The sequence below is a fragment of the Flavobacterium oncorhynchi genome (assembly GCF_002217355.1).
In the GTDB taxonomy this organism is placed as follows: domain Bacteria; phylum Bacteroidota; class Bacteroidia; order Flavobacteriales; family Flavobacteriaceae; genus Flavobacterium; species Flavobacterium oncorhynchi.
Genome location: NZ_MUHA01000003.1, coordinates 1 through 16,302, shown reverse-complemented (window position 1 = coordinate 16,302; position 16,302 = coordinate 1). Strand labels below are relative to the sequence as shown.

Below are 16,302 nucleotides of genomic sequence, written 5' to 3'. Positions count from 1 at the left end.
CACCCTATTTTTCATTGTTCAATACAACGTCATAATCTTGAAACATTTTTTCCTTCTTTTAATTATTCTTTTTTTTAATTCTTGTCAATATTTTGAGAAGCAGGTTCCGTCTGAAAAAGAATTACTTCAAAAAGAATTAAAATCTATAAACTGGAAAGAAGTTGACGAATATCCAACAGTAGCAGACTGTGAAAAAATCACCGATAAAAAACAACGCCAAAAGTGTTTTTTTGATGTTATGTCGACCCTGATTCAAGAAAAACTAAACGTTGACAGCTTATCTATTATGTATCCTGAACTTGATACTATTGAGGTAAAAGTAACCATTTTTCCAAATGCTGTTATGAAATTTGAACCTCAGTTTCCTAAAGATTCTGTCGCTTACGATACGATAAAAATTGACAGCATTCTTCATGCACGTTTAGTTAATTTCCCAAAAATAAATCCTGCTATAAAACGCGGTATTCCAGTAAAAACGCAATTTATTTTACCTGTTATTCTTAAAGCAAAAGACGAGAAATAGTTTTCTCTAAATAAGTTTTAGCTTCTAAATCGTCTATCTTTCCATTCATACGATCCAAATAAGCTGTACAAAACTACTGTTGAACTAAAAAAAGGATAAAACAAACTACTAAGTAAAACACTTTTTATTCTCTTTTTTGATAAAAATTTATTGGTTGTATAAAGCAAAACAAAATCTACCGAAAACTTAAAAAAAGCAAGTAAAACAAATACGTAATAAGACCAAAATCCTAAAAGGAAGTAGAAAAAACCAATTACAAAACTCAGATTTCCAAAGAAAACAATTAAACCTAAAAATTTTCCAAAACTACTTTTATATGAACTAGTTTTGGCTGCCCAGCGTACTCTTTGATAAAACAAAGATTTCCAAGATTCAGTTGGTTTTGTGCTTACAATTGCTTCTTTAGCTTTTAGATAATGAACTTCGTCGGGGAATTTTTCAATCGCTTTTTGAAGCAAAAAGACATCATCTCCGCTGGCAATTTTATCATTTCCTTCAAATCCGTTCAGCTTTTCAAATATTGATTTTGTGTAGGCAAAATTAGCTCCATTACACATAAAACCTTTACTCAAACCAAAACTTCCAATCGTTGCACCTTGTAAACTGGTTAAATCTAATTGCTGAAAATCATGTAAAAATGAATTCTCGCATTCATACGTAACTGCTCCTGCAAGCATTGAAACTTTATTTTCCTGAATATAATTATCAAAAGTTAAAAGCCAGTTTTCAGGCACCATGCAATCAGCATCTGTTGTAATAACCCAATCTGTTTTTACATGCTGCATTGCGGTTGTAATCGCATCTTTTTTTGGAGAATTTGATATTCTGATATTCTCAATTACTGAAACTTGAAATCTGAAACTTGAGACCTGAAACTTTTCTACTGAACTATCATCGACTAAAACTACTTCAAATAAATCAATTGGATAATTTAGCTTTGAAAAACGCTGTAGAAGATGTGGAAGATTTTCTTTCTCATTTCGAAACGGAACTATAATCGTAAAGCTTGTTCTTGGACTTAAATCTGTTTTTTGATATTGCTTTACTTTAAAAAAACCATAAACAAGTAAATAAATGCTAAAAGTGTAAATTGCTGCTATCGAGAATAACGCAAAAATCATTCTGCTGTTTTGGTCTTAAAATTCAACACGAAATAACTTCCCAAAACAACTGGCAAGACAACATTTAAAAACCACATTAACGTGCTGATAAAAATTACAATCCATTCGTTAACACCAAGAATTCCGAAAAAATAAATAGCAACGCTTCCTTTTACAGCAAAATCTAAAAACTGAAATGTTGGTAATGAAGAAGCCAAAAAGTAAACCGATGTGATCGCCGCCATTAAAGTTAAATAAGGCAGATCGACATCAAAACCTAAAAACAAAAAGTAATATTGATGCGAAAAAACCAAATAACGGCAAATGCCCAAAAAGATATTTCTTTGATGAATTGATTTTGGAATTTCATTGATTTTATGAATCAGTTTTTCGATCGAATATCCTTTTACTTTTATCTTTTTAATTGAAAACAATAGAATCAAAAGCAGTACAAATCCGCCAAATAGGATTAGAACGGTTTTGGTGGTGATAACATTAAACTGAGCATTGAAATACAGTAATCCGAAAATCCCAAAAATGATCGTTAAAATCATTTGGATTCCGTTGCAGATTAAGTTCAAGAAAACTACTTTTTTTGCATCAGATTTTGGATAATACAATGCTTTCCCCGCGTACTCTCCCACTCCGTTTGGCGTGAAAATTCCAGCCGTTAAAGCGGCCAAAACCTGTTTTGTAGATTCGTAAACCGAGATTTCATGAATTACTTTAGCCAGATTCTGCCATTTTAAAATTTCAAAATAACGATTCAAAACGCTCAAAAGCAAAATAAACGAAACCCCTAAAACCGACTGATTTTTTTTGAACAAAACGATAAACTTGTTCCAGTCTAATTTGTCATTGTTAGCCAGCTGATTGTAAATAAAATAAAATGCGCCGCCTACAATCAAAAGTTTGACCAGAAGAACAAGGAATTGCTTAGCTTTGTGAGGAATTGAAATCATGCCGCAAAAGTAATCAATTTGGAAATGTGGCAATTTGAAAATGAGAAAATGAATCGTTTTGATTTTCAAAAAACTTGAATCTTGAAACTTCAAACAAAAAACAATTGACAAAAGAACGCATCATATTAGGTATTGACCCTGGAACCACAATTATGGGTTTTGGATTGATAAAAGTTATCAATAAAAAAATGGAGTTTTTGCAATTAAACGAATTGCAATTGTCCAAATACGACAATCATTACCAAAAATTAAAAATCATTTTTGAACGTACCATAGAATTAATCGAAACGCATCATCCAGACGAAATTGCTATTGAAGCACCTTTCTTTGGCAAAAACGTACAATCGATGTTAAAATTAGGACGTGCACAAGGCGTTGCAATGGCAGCAGGACTTTCGAGAGATATTCCGATTACAGAATACGAACCAAAAAAGATAAAAATGGCAATTACTGGAAACGGAAATGCCAGTAAAGAACAAGTTGCCAAAATGCTGCAACAGCTTCTAGGTTTAAAAGAATTACCAAAAAATCTAGATTCAACAGACGGTTTGGCGGCTGCAGTTTGTCATTTCTTTAATTCAGGAAAAGTCGTTGCTGGGAAAAGTTATTCGGGCTGGGATGCTTTTGTGAAACAAAATGAGGAACGAGTGAAAAAATAGTGATCAGTGGTCAGATTTTTAGTGATCAGTTCTTAGTATTCAATTATTAGGTCGAAAACAATTATTGTTTTATTTGTAATTTTCCTACAGAAAAATCGTTATGAATAAAAAAATGATGAGATTTCAAGATTTATTAGCTTACAAAAAGTCTTTTTCTTTAGCAATGAAGATATTCAATATTACAAAACAGTTTCCAAAAGAAGAAACTTATTCATTAACCGATCAGATAAGACGCTCATCTAGAAGTGTTCCAGTTACTATTGCCGAAGCTTACAGAAAACGCATTTATCCAAAACATTTTTACAGTAAATTAACCGATTCTGATGGCGAAAATTCTGAGACACAAGTTTGGCTTGAATTTGCTTTTGCTTGTAAATATATTTCAAACGAATACTATAATGAACTTTTATCTGAAAGTATTGAAATAGGTAAATTATTAAACTATATGCTTTTAAACCCAGAGAAGTTTGGAGTGAGAAAAGAGTAATCAGTGGTCAGATTTTAGTACTAAGTGCATAAAAAACTGAAAATCATCAAACTAACACGGAAAATTAGAAAACTGAATACTAATAACCTGAATACTGAACACTAATAATCTGAATACTAAAAAAACTGAACACTGAACACTACAAAATGAGCGGTATCTACATACATATTCCTTTCTGCAAGCAGGCTTGTCATTACTGCGACTTTCATTTTTCGACTTCGATGAAAAAGAAAGACGAAATGGTTTTGGCTTTGGCTAAAGAAATTGCCATGCGCAAAAATGAGCTTCTAGACTCCGCTCGAAGTGACAATGAGATTGTAGAAACTATATATTTCGGTGGCGGAACTCCTTCAGTGTTATCAAATGACGAAATAAACTTTTTAATTTCTGAAGTTTATAAAAACTATAAAGTTTCAGAAAACCCTGAAGTTACTTTGGAAGCAAATCCTGATGATTTATCTTCTGAAAGAATTCTGGAATTATCTAAAAGCCCTATAAATAGATTAAGCATTGGGATTCAGTCTTTTTATGAAGAAGATTTGAAGATGATGAATCGCGCTCATAATTCGGCGGAAGCCAAAAAATGTTTAGAAGAAGCAACGAAGTATTTTGATAATATTTCGCTTGATTTAATTTATGGCATTCCAGGAATGAGTGACGAAATGTGGAAACAAAATATTGAAACAGCTTTAAGTTTTGGTGTTCCGCATATTTCGAGTTATGCTTTAACTGTTGAACCCAAAACGGCCTTAAGCAAATTAATTCAAACTGGTAAAATTGCTGAACCCCAAGACGAAGCGGCTTCGAATCATTTTATGATTTTGGTGGATACGCTTCAGAAAAATGGTTTTATTCATTACGAATTATCCAATTTTGGAAAAAAGAATTACTTCTCCAAAAACAATTCGGCTTATTGGCTTGGTAAAAAATATATCGGAATCGGACCTTCGGCTCACAGTTATGACGGCGAAAAAAGAGGCTGGAATATTGCCAATAATTCATTGTATTTAAAAGCTATTCAAAACAGTGAACTTCCAATAGAAACGGAAATTTTGACCATTTCAGATCGTTATAACGAATATATAATGACGGGATTACGAACCATTTGGGGCGTTTCTTTAGATCGTATTGAAAAGGAATTTGGTTTGGAATATTTGAATTATCTCAAAAAACAATCTCAGAAATTTTTAGATGATGATTTACTTTCTATTAAAAACAACATTTTAAAACCAACTCCAAAAGGAAAATTCTTAACGGATGGAATTGCTTCAGATTTATTTTATGTTGAAAGTTAAATTTAACCGCAAGGTTCGCTAAGGTTTACGCAAAGAACGCTATTTGTATTTTGTAGGAATAAATCTATATTTACAAAGAGACAAGTGTTATATTTGAAACTTTAAATATTGGTTATATGTCAGAAAATGATTTATCTCGAATTGTGTTTCATTCCGCGTTGAAGGTACACCAAACTTTAGGGCCTGGACTTTTAGAAAGTGCTTATGAAGAATGTTTATTTTACGAGCTAAAGAAATTAGGTCTTCTAATTGAAAAACAAAAATCTTTACCTTTAATTTACGAAGAAGTAAAATTAGATGTTGGTTATAGATTAGACATTTTAGTTGAAAATAAACTAATTTTGGAGATAAAAGCTGTCGATTGTTTAAATGAAATTCATTTTGCTCAGCTATTAACTTATTTAAAATTAACAAATTGCAAACTAGGCTTATTAATGAACTTTAATGTTTCTTTAATAAAGAACGGAATAAAAAGAGTAGTCAACAATCTCTAATAAAATCCTAGCGCCCTTTGTGTAAACCTTAGCGAACCTTGCGGTTAGATCAACATGATAGCAAAAATAAACAATTTCGAAATCGACTTATCAAAACCTATTGATATATCTATTCCATTGACCAATACAGACGAAAACCCGATTGCTTGGTACATAGAAAAACCTGCAATCGAACCTGTAGTTTTTGGAGACTGGATTGGAAAAGTTTCGGAAGGAAAATCATCTACGAATTTTAATAACATTTTCTTCAATCCGCATGGACATGGAACTCATACGGAATGTCTGGGACATATTACAAATGATTTTTACAGTATCAATCAATCTTTAAAACAGTTTTTCTTTTTTGCTAAATTGATTACGATTGAACCTGTTAAAATTGGAGATGATTATGTAATTACTAAAGAACACATTTCGACTTCGCTCAATGTGACAACTGAAGGCGCTTCGACTGCGCTCAGCTTGACGAACGAAGCGTTAGTAATTCGAACACTTCCAAATCAAAAAGACAAAAAGTCAAGAAAATACTCGAATACAAATCCGCCATATTTATCTGAAGAAGCCGCAGTATTTATCCGCGAAAGCGAAATTCAGCATTTATTGATCGATTTACCAAGCGTTGACAAAGAACATGACGAAGGAAAATTATTAGCCCACAAAGCGTTTTGGAATGTAAAAGACACGCATAATCTTAATTCTGATGCAAGATTAAATGCCACAATCACGGAAATGATTTATGTTCCAGATGAAATTGAAGATGGAAATTATATACTAAATCTTCAAATCGCTTCGTTTGAAAATGATGCAAGTCCATCAAAACCAATTTTATATAAGATTTAATGAGGTTGCCACTAATTAAACAAATTTACACTAATTAAACTTTTTTGCCACAGATTAGAAGATTTACACAGATTGAATCATTTTAATCCTTTAATCTGTGGCAGAATAAAAAGAAATTCGGGCAAATTTGTGTAATTAGTGGCAAAAAACAATATACTATGATTAGTGTTTCTACAGATAAAACAAAACTCGACGTTTCGTTTATACAAAACTTTTTGGCAGCTATTTATTGGGCTGCGCCGAGAACTATTGAAGAAGTTCAGACTGCAATTGATGCTTCATTTTGTTTTGGAATCTATTTAAATGATGAACAAATTGGTTTTGCACGCGTGATTACCGATTATATCGTTTTTGCTTATGTAATGGACGTTTTTATTACAGAAGAACACCGCGGAAAAGGATATTCTTCGATTTTAATCGAAACAATGATAAACGAACCGCAGCTTCAAAATGTCAAGCTTTGGCGATTAGCAACTACCGACGCTCATTTTTTATACGAGAAATTCGGGTTTACAAAACTGAATCATCCTGAAAAGATGATGGAAAAAATAGTCAAATGAAAACAGTCTTAAAACTCGAAGAAGCAGCTTTATTTATTTTCGGAATTTTTCTTTTCAACCGTTTAAGTTATGAATGGTGGTGGTTTTTGGCTTTAATTCTAGCTCCAGATCTATCTATGATTGGATATGCTTTGGGGAATAAAACTGGTGCATTTCTTTACAATCTTTTTCATCATAAAGGAATTGCTCTTTTAATTTATGGTTTAGGATGTTATTTCAGTATTGAAAGTATTCAATTAGCTGGAATTATTTTATTTTCACATTCGGCAATGGATCGGATATTTGGTTACGGATTGAAATATGAAAAAGGGTTTAAATACACGCATTTAGGTGAAATTGGTAAATAAGAAATTATGAATTTAGAAACGTTTTATGAATATTGTCTTTCAAAAAAAGGCGTCAGCGAGCATTTTCCTTTTGATGAAGATACTTTAGTTTTTAAAGTGGGCGGAAAAATGTTTGCTTTATCTTCTCTATCACAATGGGAGAAAAACGAACAATCGGTAAATTTAAAATGTGACCCCGAACGCGCACAAGAACTCAGAGTCGAATATGATGAAATACAACCAGGATACCATATGAGTAAAGTGCATTGGAACACGATTGCTTTAAATGGAAATTTACCCATTAAATTCGTAAAAGAATTAATTGATCATTCGTACGAATTAGTTTTCAAAAGTTTGACAAAGAAAATTCAGAACGAAATTATCGACTTGAGGTAATTTTTTTAGCGAACTGGCGGAGCAATTAAAAAATTAGGCATTACATTTGCACGGTAAGAAAAAAACTTAGCAACTCAGTTACTGTGTAACTTAGCAACTTATAAAAATATGAAAGAACAATTTAAAAAATTTCTGAACGAAGAACAAGATCCAAAAGCGATTGAAAAAATCACTTCAAAACTTACAGATTTATTGATGAAAGGTGAAGAAGTTGGATATATAGCCGTTCAAAAAAAACCTGCAATTACTGTTTTTCCAGACAGCATAGTATTAACAAACAAACGTATTATTATTTGTAAGCCTAAAAACTTAGGTCTGTCGATGGATTTTACAGATTATACTTGGGATGAAATTGTTGGTACTTTTGTAAAAGAAAATATTTTAGGTTCGGAATTTTCTTTTTCTACTAAAACAGACATTCAAGCTTCTATAGATTATATTCCGAAAATTCAAGCTAGAAAGATTTTTACTTACGCTAAAGAGCAATTAGATATCTTGAAAAATCCCGTTGTAACGGCAACACCAATTGAAGAAGTTGTTGAGCCAGAATACGAAGAGGAAATTGATGAAGTTGAAGAGGTTGAAGAAGTTGAAACGGAAGAAGTAACAAGTTTTGCTGAAATTTTACCAGCGGCACCAACTTATACTGAAACTTTCGAACCACTTCCAACTCAACCAAGTCAGCCAGCCGGTGAACGCAAATTAGCTGATTTATCTAAAGAAGAACTTTTTGACAAATTACAGAATTACAAAAAACTTCTTGATAATGGTTTAATCATGCAAGGCGAATATGACACTTTTAAAAAAGAGATTTTAAGTTATATGTAAGTCTTAAAGTCAAAAGTCGAAAGTCGTAAAGTCTTTTGACTTTGTCTAAAATAAAAAGCCAGAAATAGAATCTATCTATTTCTGGCTTTTACTTTTTAAGTATGTAATACGACTTTCAGACTTTCGACTTTTGACTTTCGGCTTATAAAGTCGCTTTCTGTTTTTCTACAAATTTATGCGACTGCAGTTCCAGTAGTTCTTTTGCGTTCTTTCGCTGTAAATCAAACAGTCCTTTATCTTCGGCAATATCAGCATAAACTTTATCATGCATTTCGGCACTCGTTTTAACTAATAAATCACGTTGGTATTTATTTTGAGCCAAAGTCGCTTTCATAGCCGTTTCGGCTTCTTCTTGTTTAAAATCAAACTCTCCTTTTGGAGCCAGTAGTTTGGCAATAATTGGAGATGTTTCAATTGCCAAAAACAACAACATTATAAAAAACGAAGGCAGCCAAGGTAATTTATTCAACGCATTTATGCGCGCCATTAATCCGTCAAAACCTTCAATAATAGGCTGAGTCTGAGAAACTTTTTTATCTAGATCGGTTTGCAATTGTTTACCAGCCTTTTCTTTCTCTGCAATTTTCGCTTCGTTTGCTGCTTTTAGAGTTTCATATTCCTTTAAAGCAGCATCGTGTTTTTCGCGTTTTTCTTTATAAACTGGTCCTTTTCCTAGTTTTTTAGTTCCGGCAGTTCCTTCCGCTTCTGTAATATAAGTTGAATATAAAGCATTAACTTCTTTCTCTTTTTTTACAATATCAGCTTTTAGCGCAGCAATCTCTCCTTTGTTTTTATCTAAATCTGATTTGAAATAAGTGCCAATTTGTTTTTTATTGGCCAGTTCCATTTCGTTTTTTTCCTTCAATAAAACGGTATTGATTTCTTTTTCGAAAATTTTAATCTCTAATGGTTTCGAAATTACGATCGCAATAATAATTGCCAGCATAATTCTAGGTGTTGCCTGTAGAAATTCGTCAAAAAAACGATCTCTCTTCTTGATTGTAGAGACAATAAAACGATCTAAATTGAAGATTAACAAACTCCATACAAATCCAAAAATCAGAGCTGGATAAATAGAGTCAAAAACAGTGAAAAGTGCATATGCACTGGCTAAAAACGCCATTACAGCAGTAAAAAAAACGGTGGCGCCAATACCAACATATTTGGTTTGTTCGCCTTCAGAGCAGCCTTCGAGTAAATCTCTGTCGGCTCCAGAACATAAGATGAAAAATTGTTTTAACATGATTGATGATTTTTGATTGTGATTGATAAGGCAAATTTAACGCCAAAAATTCAAATCTGAGATAAATACTTGATTTCTTTTTACTTGGAACAAATACCCTGTGTAATAAATGTTATTTTAACATTAATAATTTTCAGCCATATTTGATTAATTATAACCTTTTGTTAATTTTTTTAAAGGCTTTTAGTAATACTTAGGTTCTAGTTTCGCAACCAAAATCAAACTAAAAAACAATGAAAAAATTCTACTTATTACTAACGTTTTTATTTTTGACCTTTTCTGGGTTTGCTCAAAAAGCAATAATATCAGGAAAAGTATTAGATATAGACGACAAACTTCCGCTGCCGGGAGCAATGATTCAAATAACAGGTGAAAACAAATACACAGTTTCAGATTACAATGGTCGTTTTGAACTATTAAACATCAATGCTGGTACTTATAAAGTTGAAGTGAAATATATTGGTTATACGGCAATAACAAAAGAAATCACTGTTGAACAAGGCAAAAACAATGTACTTGATTTTGCTCTTAAAACTTCGGGAACTGAACTTAATGAAGTTGTAGTCGGCGATATTTTAAAAGGTCAAGCTAAAGCTTTGAATCAACAAAAAAACAATAAAAACATCGGAAACGTAATTTCATCTGATCAAGTGGGACGTTTTCCTGATGCCAATGTTGGTGATGCTTTAAAACGTGTTCCAGGTATTACAATGCAAAATGATCAAGGTGAGGCTCGTAACATTATCATTAGAGGACTTGCTCCATCTTTAAACTCAGTTACTTTAAATGGTGACCGAATTCCGTCTGCAGAAGGAGACAATAGAAATGTACAAATGGACTTGATTCCGTCTGATATGATTTCGACTATTGAGGTTAACAAAACTTTGACTTCGGATATGGATGCTGATGCGATTGGAGGTTCTGTAAATTTAATAACAAGAGCAACTCCAAATGGAGAAAGAATCTCGGCAACTTTGGCTGGAGGTTATTTACCAATTCGTGAACACGCTTCTTATACAGCTGGTTTTGTTTATGGAAATCGCTTTTTAGACAACAAACTTGGTGCTGTTTTCAGCGGATCATACAACAATGTTGATTATGGTTCTGATAATATCGAAAACGAATGGGTAAAGGATGATTTCGGAAATGAATATCTTCAGGCTTCAGAAATTAGAAAATACGATGTACAGCGTATTCGCCGAAGCGGATCAGTTGCTTTAGATTATAAATTTGACGAAAATAACACCATTTTTGCGAATGCTATTTACAACTGGAGAGACGATAGAGAAAATCGTTTCAGAACTACTTATGATGATATTGAACCAATTTATAATGGTGAAAAAATTACTGGTTTTGAAGGTCGTGTAAAACGTCAGACGAAAGGTGGTGTTGACAATAACCGAAATAAAAACAGAAGATTAGAAGACCAGCGTGTACAAAATTATTCTATTAGAGGTGAACATTTGATTAACTCAAAATTAGATTTAGATTGGTCGGCAAACTATGCAAAAGCAAGAGAATATCGTCCGCAAGAACGTTATATCGAATACCGTCAAAAAGGTCTAGAAATGATGGAAGATTTATCTGATCCAAGATTTCCTTTATTGACAACTGTTGGAGAATCTACAGATAAATTCAAATTTGATTCGGTTACAGAAAATACAGATGAAACTAGCGAAAGTGAATTTGGAGCTAAAGTAAATATCCGTTTTCCTTTCTCAGTAATTGAAGGAGAAAAAGGAAGGTTAAGAACTGGACTTAGACTACGTTTAAAGGAAAAAGAAAGAAACAATAATTTCTATTCTTACGAACCAATCAATGACGGAATGGGATTATTATCTGAAGTTCCAACTAGTTATTTTGATGGAAAAAACTTTAATCCGGGAAGTAAATATGTACCAGGAACTTTTGCTTCTAAAGATTTCTTAGGAAGTTTAGATTTAAACAATGCATCATTATTTGACAAAGAAACTGATCCAGCTGAATATTTAGCTGTAAACTATAATGCTAAAGAAAGAATTACTGCTGCATACGTGAGATGGGATCAAGACTTTAACGATAAACTTTCTATGGTTTTAGGTTTCCGTGTTGAAAACACTCACATTGATTATACAGGAAACAGAGTTTTAGACGAAGAGGAATTAGAAAGCCAAATCAACACTACAAACTCTTATACTAATTTATTACCAAGTATTTCATTCCAATATAATGCTACTAAAGATTTAGTTTTAAGAGCGGCTGCAACAACGGCGCTGGCAAGACCAAACTATTATGCACTAGCACCATATGTAAACAATATTGCTGCTGATAAAGAAATCACGGCAGGAAATCCTGACCTTGACGCTACTTACTCTTACAATTATGATTTCATGGCCGAGAATTATTTCAAATCAGTTGGTTTGATTTCTGGAGGTGTTTTTTACAAAAGATTAAATGATTTTATCTATAACTACAGCGACAATCAATACGACAGTGTAAAATTTGCTGCTGATTTTCCAAATCAGATAAACCCAATTCCTGCTGGCGAAAACTGGTCATTTTTACAATCTAGAAATGGTGATAAAGTTGATGTTTACGGATTTGAAGTTGCTTTTCAACGTCAGTTAGATTTTCTTCCAGGTAAATTCTTAAAAGGTTTTGGTATCTATTTAAACTATACGTACACTAAATCTAAAGCAAAAGGAATTTCTGATGAAGATGGAAACGAAAGAAACAACATCAGTCTTCCAGGAACAACTCCTCATATGTTTAACGGATCTTTGTCTTGGGAAAACAAGCGTTTTTCTGCTAGAATTTCGACCAACTTTACTTCTGATTATTTAGATGAATTGGGTTCAGAATCTTACAAAGACAGTTACTATGACAAACAGTTTTTCTTGGATGCAAATGCTTCTTTCAAAATTACAAAACAGCTTCGTGTTTTTGCTGAAGCAAACAATTTAACAAATCAGCCTTTACGTTACTATCAAGGAGTTTCTGCTCACACTAAACAAGCTGAATATTACCAAGCTCGTTACAATTTTGGATTGAAACTAGACTTGTAAAAACAATTATAAAAACTACTAAATTAGACAGGACTCAGCGGTTCTGTCTAATTCATTTAAAATAAAACACCAAAATGAAAAATAAATCGATACTTGCTTTCTTACTTATAAGCCTTGCCTTTACTGCTTGTAAAGACGACAAATTAGCTCCAATTCAACCAAATGCAGTAAAACCAACAACTGTTACCGAAGCTTTGCCTCATGATACTGATGATCCTTCGATCTGGATTCACCCAACTGATGCTTCGAAAAGTATTATTGTTGGAACAGATAAAGATACCGACGGAGCTTTATATGCTTTTGATTTGAATGGAAAAATCCTTAAAAAATCAATTACTCTAAAACGTCCTAACAATGTTGATATCGCTTACGGATTAATCATCGACGGAAAAAAAGTTGATATTGCAGTTACAACAGAACGTGAAAGCAACAAAATTAGAATCTTCAGTCTGCCGGATTTAGAACCTATTGATAATGGCGGAATTGAAGTTTTTGAAGGTGAATCTTTGCGTGATCCTATGGGAGTTTCGTTATACACACGCCCAAGCGATCAAAAGATTTTTGCCATTGTAGGAAGAAAAACAGGCCCTTCCGGAAGTTATTTATGGCAATATGAACTTTCTGGAAACGGAAAATTTGCTGCGGCAAAAGTGGTTCGTAAATTTGGAACGTACAGCGGAAAGAAAGAAATTGAAGCTATTGCTGTTGATAACGAATTAGGTTTTGTTTACTATTGCGACGAACAAGTTGGAATTAGAAAATACAAAGCTGATCCTGCTTTAAATGACAATAAAGAACTAGCTTTTTTTGGTCAAAAAGATTTCAAAGCAGATCATGAAGGAATTGCAATCTACAAAAAAACAGATTCTACAGGTTACATTTTAGTATCTAATCAACAAGCAAATTCTTTTATGGTTTATCCGAGAGAAGGTGCAAACGGAAATCCAAACAATCATCCTTTATTGGCAGAAGTTCCAACCTCAACAATTGAATGTGATGGAGCCGATGTTACAAGTATAAACTTAGGGCCAAAATACAAAAATGGACTTTTTGTAGCGATGAGCAACGGAATGACATTTCATTACTACACTTGGGATTCAATCCAAAAACGAATTGACGAAGGGAAAAAATAAGTGGTCAGTATTCCGTTTTTTAGTCTTCAGCTTTTTAATTCCTATCTGTTTTGTCAGGCTGAGCGAAGTCGAAACCATACAATGCAAGAGCCTTCGACTTCGCTCAGGATAACACTTTAAATTGCGACTGAACATCAAAAAGCTGATCATTGAAACAAAAAAAAGCTGTTCATAATGAACAGCTTTTTTAATTTGAATTAAAAAATCCCCCTTATTCTTATTCTATAATCGGTGCGCCTGCTAAGATTTCAGCATTGGCAAATTCTTCAAATTTCGCGAAATTAGCTTTAAATTTTTGAGCTAATTCTAACGCTTTTTTATCGTATAAATCTTTGTCTTCCCAAGTATTTCTAGGATTTAAAATTTCAACTGGAACATTAGGACAAGATTGTGGTTTTGCAATTCCAAAAACTGCGTGATTTTTGTATTCTACATTATCCAATTCTCCGTTTAATGCAGCTGTAATCATAGCACGAGTGTACTTAAGTTTCATACGGCTTCCTGTTCCGTAAGGTCCACCAGTCCAACCAGTGTTTATTAACCAAACTTTTACATCAGCATCTTTCATTTTTTTGCTTAACATCTCAGCGTATTTTGTTGGATGTAAAGGCATGAAAGGCGCTCCAAAACAAGCAGAGAAATTTGGCTGTGGTTCTGTAACTCCAGCTTCAGTTCCTGCTACTTTTGCAGTATATCCAGAGATAAAATGGTAAGCCGCTTGTCCCGGAGTTAATCTAGAAATTGGAGGCAAAATTCCAAAAGAATCTGCTGTAAGGAAAAATATATTTTTAGGATTATGTCCAATAGATCCTGGCTGAATATTATCAATATGTGTTATTGGGTAACTTACACGAGTATTTTGAGTAATTGAAACATCGTCAAAATCTACCTCGTTTGTTCCCGCTTTGAAAACCACATTTTCTAAAAGCGCTCCTTTTTTGATTGCTCTAAAAATGTCTGGTTCATTTTCTTCAGATAAGTTGATTACTTTAGCATAACAACCGCCTTCAAAATTGAAAACTGTATTTTCAGCAGTCCATCCGTGTTCATCGTCTCCAATTAACTTACGTTCTGGATCTGCAGATAAAGTTGTTTTTCCTGTTCCAGATAAACCAAAGAAAATTGCTGTATCACCATCTTTACCAACATTGGCGCTGCAATGCATTGGAAGTGTATTTTTGAAAACTGGAAGAATGAAATTTAAAGCTGAAAAAATTCCTTTTTTCATTTCTCCTGTATAACCTGTTCCTCCAATAAGCGCTACTTTTTTAGTAAAATCTAAAATAGCAAAATTAGACTGACGTGTTCCGTCTACAGCAGGATCTGCCATAAAACTTGGTGCACAAACTACCGTCCATTCTGGAGTAAAACTCGCTAATTCAGACTCTTCAAGTCTTAAAAACATGTTATAGCAAAACAAGTTTGACCAAGCAGTTTCTGTAACGACTCTAACATTTAGTCTGTAATTTTTATCAGAACAAACGTAAGAATCGCGAACAAATACTTCTTTGTTTGATAAAAACTTTGTTACCTTATTATACAACTTATCAAAAGCTTCTGGCGAAAAAGGGATATTTACATTTCCCCACCAAACTTTATCCTCAGTTATACTGTCTTTTACAATAAAACGATCTTGTGGAGAACGTCCTGTAAACTCACCTGTGTTGATTGCCAAAGCACCTGTAGAGGCTTCAACACCTTGTCCTGACTGCACAGTTATAGCATGCAGTTCATCTGCACTTAACTGGTACCGAACCGTTGCATTTTCTATCCCTAAATCTTTTAACGAAATCGATTGCGCAAAAAGTGTGTTATTGTCCATAAAATTTAATGTTGTGTGTGTTATTTTTTTTGGTGCACAAATATAATTTTACTTGATACTTAAGATGTTAATCTCGAGTTTGCAAATTGTTATATTTTTTATCACTGTTGACAAAAAGCAATAAAAATTCACATAAGTAACGTTATATGTTATTTATGAGACAAAATTAAAGATTTAATTTTAGATAGAATTTTTTATTCGAGATTTTATGATTTTTTCCTCAAAATAGCAAGAAATAACACCAACCAACCAAGAATTAATAAGAAACCACCCAAAGGCGTTGCGAATACGATAATTTTAAAGTCAAAAACAGTCAGGCTTTTTGTAGCTAGTAAATAGATCGATCCACTAAATAGAATTACCCCTGCAACTACCAGATTATAGATTGTTTTAACAGTTTTTTCGGCAATTTCTTTTCTTGTTGAAAGAAAAAGTAAAAAAAGCGCATGATACATTTGATAACGAACACCAACTTCAAAAGTATTTAACTCTTCAATAGATAAATATTTCTTTAATAAATGGGCTCCAAAAGCTCCAAAAATAATAGCTATCATTCCAATAAAAGCGCCTGTTAAAACTATTTTTCTTTTCAT

17 protein-coding genes are annotated in these 16,302 nt (G+C 32.9%); 12 read left to right on the top strand and 5 right to left on the bottom strand.

The window, feature by feature from the left end; all coding sequences use genetic code 11:
• The first annotated feature begins 37 nt into the window (after window positions 1-37).
• A complete protein-coding gene (locus B0A75_RS01210) occupies window positions 38-523 on the top strand; it encodes a hypothetical protein (protein ID WP_089052473.1) in 486 nt (161 codons plus the stop codon).
• 17 nt (window positions 524-540) lie between these two features.
• Here B0A75_RS01210 and B0A75_RS01205 read toward each other — a convergent pair whose 3' ends face one another.
• Together B0A75_RS01205 and B0A75_RS01200 are read right to left on the bottom strand one after the other, a co-directional pair.
• On the bottom strand, window positions 541-1,644 hold the full coding sequence (locus B0A75_RS01205; protein WP_089052472.1) for a glycosyltransferase family 2 protein: 1,104 nt from the start codon (window positions 1,642-1,644) through the stop codon (window positions 541-543).
• Entirely contained in the window at window positions 1,641-2,585 is a 945-nt protein-coding gene (locus B0A75_RS01200; RefSeq protein WP_089052471.1) for a lysylphosphatidylglycerol synthase transmembrane domain-containing protein, read from the bottom strand. Before B0A75_RS01200 ends, B0A75_RS01205 begins: the two co-directional genes overlap by 4 nt.
• A gap of 104 nt (window positions 2,586-2,689) precedes the next feature.
• Between B0A75_RS01200 and ruvC the strand changes: the two genes are divergently transcribed.
• From ruvC to B0A75_RS01155, 9 genes are all read left to right on the top strand, one after another.
• Window positions 2,690-3,244 (top strand): crossover junction endodeoxyribonuclease RuvC, encoded by a 555-nt coding sequence (gene ruvC, locus B0A75_RS01195; RefSeq protein ID WP_089052719.1) that lies wholly within the window; start codon window positions 2,690-2,692, stop codon window positions 3,242-3,244.
• 115 nt (window positions 3,245-3,359) lie between these two features.
• Window positions 3,360-3,731 (top strand): four helix bundle protein, encoded by a 372-nt coding sequence (locus B0A75_RS01190; RefSeq protein WP_089052718.1) that lies wholly within the window; start codon window positions 3,360-3,362, stop codon window positions 3,729-3,731.
• A 146-nt stretch (window positions 3,732-3,877) separates the two neighbouring features.
• Window positions 3,878-5,026: a radical SAM family heme chaperone HemW gene (gene hemW / locus B0A75_RS01185; protein WP_089052470.1), complete on the top strand. Its 1,149-nt coding sequence runs from the start codon at window positions 3,878-3,880 to the stop codon at window positions 5,024-5,026.
• 116 nt (window positions 5,027-5,142) lie between these two features.
• On the top strand, window positions 5,143-5,520 hold the full coding sequence (locus B0A75_RS01180; protein WP_089052469.1) for a GxxExxY protein: 378 nt from the start codon (window positions 5,143-5,145) through the stop codon (window positions 5,518-5,520).
• Window positions 5,521-5,574: 54 nt separating this feature from the next.
• Window positions 5,575-6,357, top strand: a complete 783-nt coding sequence (locus tag B0A75_RS01175) for a cyclase family protein (protein ID WP_089052468.1) — start codon at window positions 5,575-5,577, stop codon at window positions 6,355-6,357.
• A gap of 158 nt (window positions 6,358-6,515) precedes the next feature.
• A complete protein-coding gene (locus B0A75_RS01170; RefSeq protein WP_089052467.1) occupies window positions 6,516-6,917 on the top strand; it encodes a GNAT family N-acetyltransferase in 402 nt (133 codons plus the stop codon).
• Window positions 6,914-7,264, top strand: coding sequence for a DUF4260 domain-containing protein (locus B0A75_RS01165; RefSeq protein WP_089052466.1), 351 nt, complete (start codon window positions 6,914-6,916; stop codon window positions 7,262-7,264). The genes B0A75_RS01170 and B0A75_RS01165 overlap by 4 nt, the downstream gene beginning before the upstream one ends.
• A gap of 6 nt (window positions 7,265-7,270) precedes the next feature.
• Complete coding sequence (locus tag B0A75_RS01160) at window positions 7,271-7,639, top strand: MmcQ/YjbR family DNA-binding protein (RefSeq protein WP_089052465.1); 369 nt, start codon at window positions 7,271-7,273, stop codon at window positions 7,637-7,639.
• A gap of 108 nt (window positions 7,640-7,747) precedes the next feature.
• Window positions 7,748-8,467, top strand: coding sequence for a PH domain-containing protein (locus tag B0A75_RS01155; RefSeq protein WP_089052464.1), 720 nt, complete (start codon window positions 7,748-7,750; stop codon window positions 8,465-8,467).
• A 142-nt stretch (window positions 8,468-8,609) separates the two neighbouring features.
• On the opposite strand, the gene B0A75_RS01150 is transcribed toward B0A75_RS01155, so the two are convergent.
• Entirely contained in the window at window positions 8,610-9,710 is a 1,101-nt protein-coding gene (locus B0A75_RS01150; protein ID WP_089052463.1) for a DUF4407 domain-containing protein, read from the bottom strand.
• A gap of 233 nt (window positions 9,711-9,943) precedes the next feature.
• Between B0A75_RS01150 and B0A75_RS01145 the strand changes: the two genes are divergently transcribed.
• A complete protein-coding gene (locus B0A75_RS01145; protein WP_089052462.1) occupies window positions 9,944-12,754 on the top strand; it encodes a TonB-dependent receptor in 2,811 nt (936 codons plus the stop codon).
• A 74-nt stretch (window positions 12,755-12,828) separates the two neighbouring features.
• Window positions 12,829-13,887, top strand: a complete 1,059-nt coding sequence (locus B0A75_RS01140; protein WP_089052461.1) for a phytase — start codon at window positions 12,829-12,831, stop codon at window positions 13,885-13,887.
• A gap of 217 nt (window positions 13,888-14,104) precedes the next feature.
• On the opposite strand, the gene pckA is transcribed toward B0A75_RS01140, so the two are convergent.
• Together pckA and B0A75_RS01130 are read right to left on the bottom strand one after the other, a co-directional pair.
• Window positions 14,105-15,709 carry a phosphoenolpyruvate carboxykinase (ATP) gene (gene pckA, locus B0A75_RS01135; protein ID WP_089052460.1) on the bottom strand — a complete coding sequence of 535 codons (1,605 nt, stop codon included), beginning with the start codon at window positions 15,707-15,709 and terminating at the stop codon, window positions 14,105-14,107.
• A 206-nt stretch (window positions 15,710-15,915) separates the two neighbouring features.
• Window positions 15,916-16,302 (bottom strand): DUF423 domain-containing protein (locus tag B0A75_RS01130; protein ID WP_089052459.1); only part of this gene is annotated, 387 nt, incomplete at its 5' end.

Bases quoted from the DNA above. Each gene is read 5' to 3' on its own strand.
- B0A75_RS01205 (WP_089052472.1), bottom strand. From the start codon at position 1,644: ATGATTTTTGCGTTATTCTCGATAGCAGCAATTTACACTTTTAGCATT.
- B0A75_RS01200 (WP_089052471.1), bottom strand. From the start codon at position 2,585: ATGATTTCAATTCCTCACAAAGCTAAGCAATTCCTTGTTCTTCTGGTC.
- B0A75_RS01190 (WP_089052718.1), top strand. From the start codon at position 3,360: ATGAGATTTCAAGATTTATTAGCTTACAAAAAGTCTTTTTCTTTAGCA.
- hemW (WP_089052470.1), top strand. From the start codon at position 3,878: ATGAGCGGTATCTACATACATATTCCTTTCTGCAAGCAGGCTTGTCAT.
- B0A75_RS01180 (WP_089052469.1), top strand. From the start codon at position 5,143: ATGTCAGAAAATGATTTATCTCGAATTGTGTTTCATTCCGCGTTGAAG.
- B0A75_RS01175 (WP_089052468.1), top strand. From the start codon at position 5,575: ATGATAGCAAAAATAAACAATTTCGAAATCGACTTATCAAAACCTATT.
- B0A75_RS01170 (WP_089052467.1), top strand. From the start codon at position 6,516: ATGATTAGTGTTTCTACAGATAAAACAAAACTCGACGTTTCGTTTATA.
- B0A75_RS01165 (WP_089052466.1), top strand. From the start codon at position 6,914: ATGAAAACAGTCTTAAAACTCGAAGAAGCAGCTTTATTTATTTTCGGA.
- B0A75_RS01160 (WP_089052465.1), top strand. From the start codon at position 7,271: ATGAATTTAGAAACGTTTTATGAATATTGTCTTTCAAAAAAAGGCGTC.
- B0A75_RS01155 (WP_089052464.1), top strand. From the start codon at position 7,748: ATGAAAGAACAATTTAAAAAATTTCTGAACGAAGAACAAGATCCAAAA.
- B0A75_RS01150 (WP_089052463.1), bottom strand. From the start codon at position 9,710: ATGTTAAAACAATTTTTCATCTTATGTTCTGGAGCCGACAGAGATTTA.
- B0A75_RS01145 (WP_089052462.1), top strand. From the start codon at position 9,944: ATGAAAAAATTCTACTTATTACTAACGTTTTTATTTTTGACCTTTTCT.
- B0A75_RS01140 (WP_089052461.1), top strand. From the start codon at position 12,829: ATGAAAAATAAATCGATACTTGCTTTCTTACTTATAAGCCTTGCCTTT.
- pckA (WP_089052460.1), bottom strand. From the start codon at position 15,709: ATGGACAATAACACACTTTTTGCGCAATCGATTTCGTTAAAAGATTTA.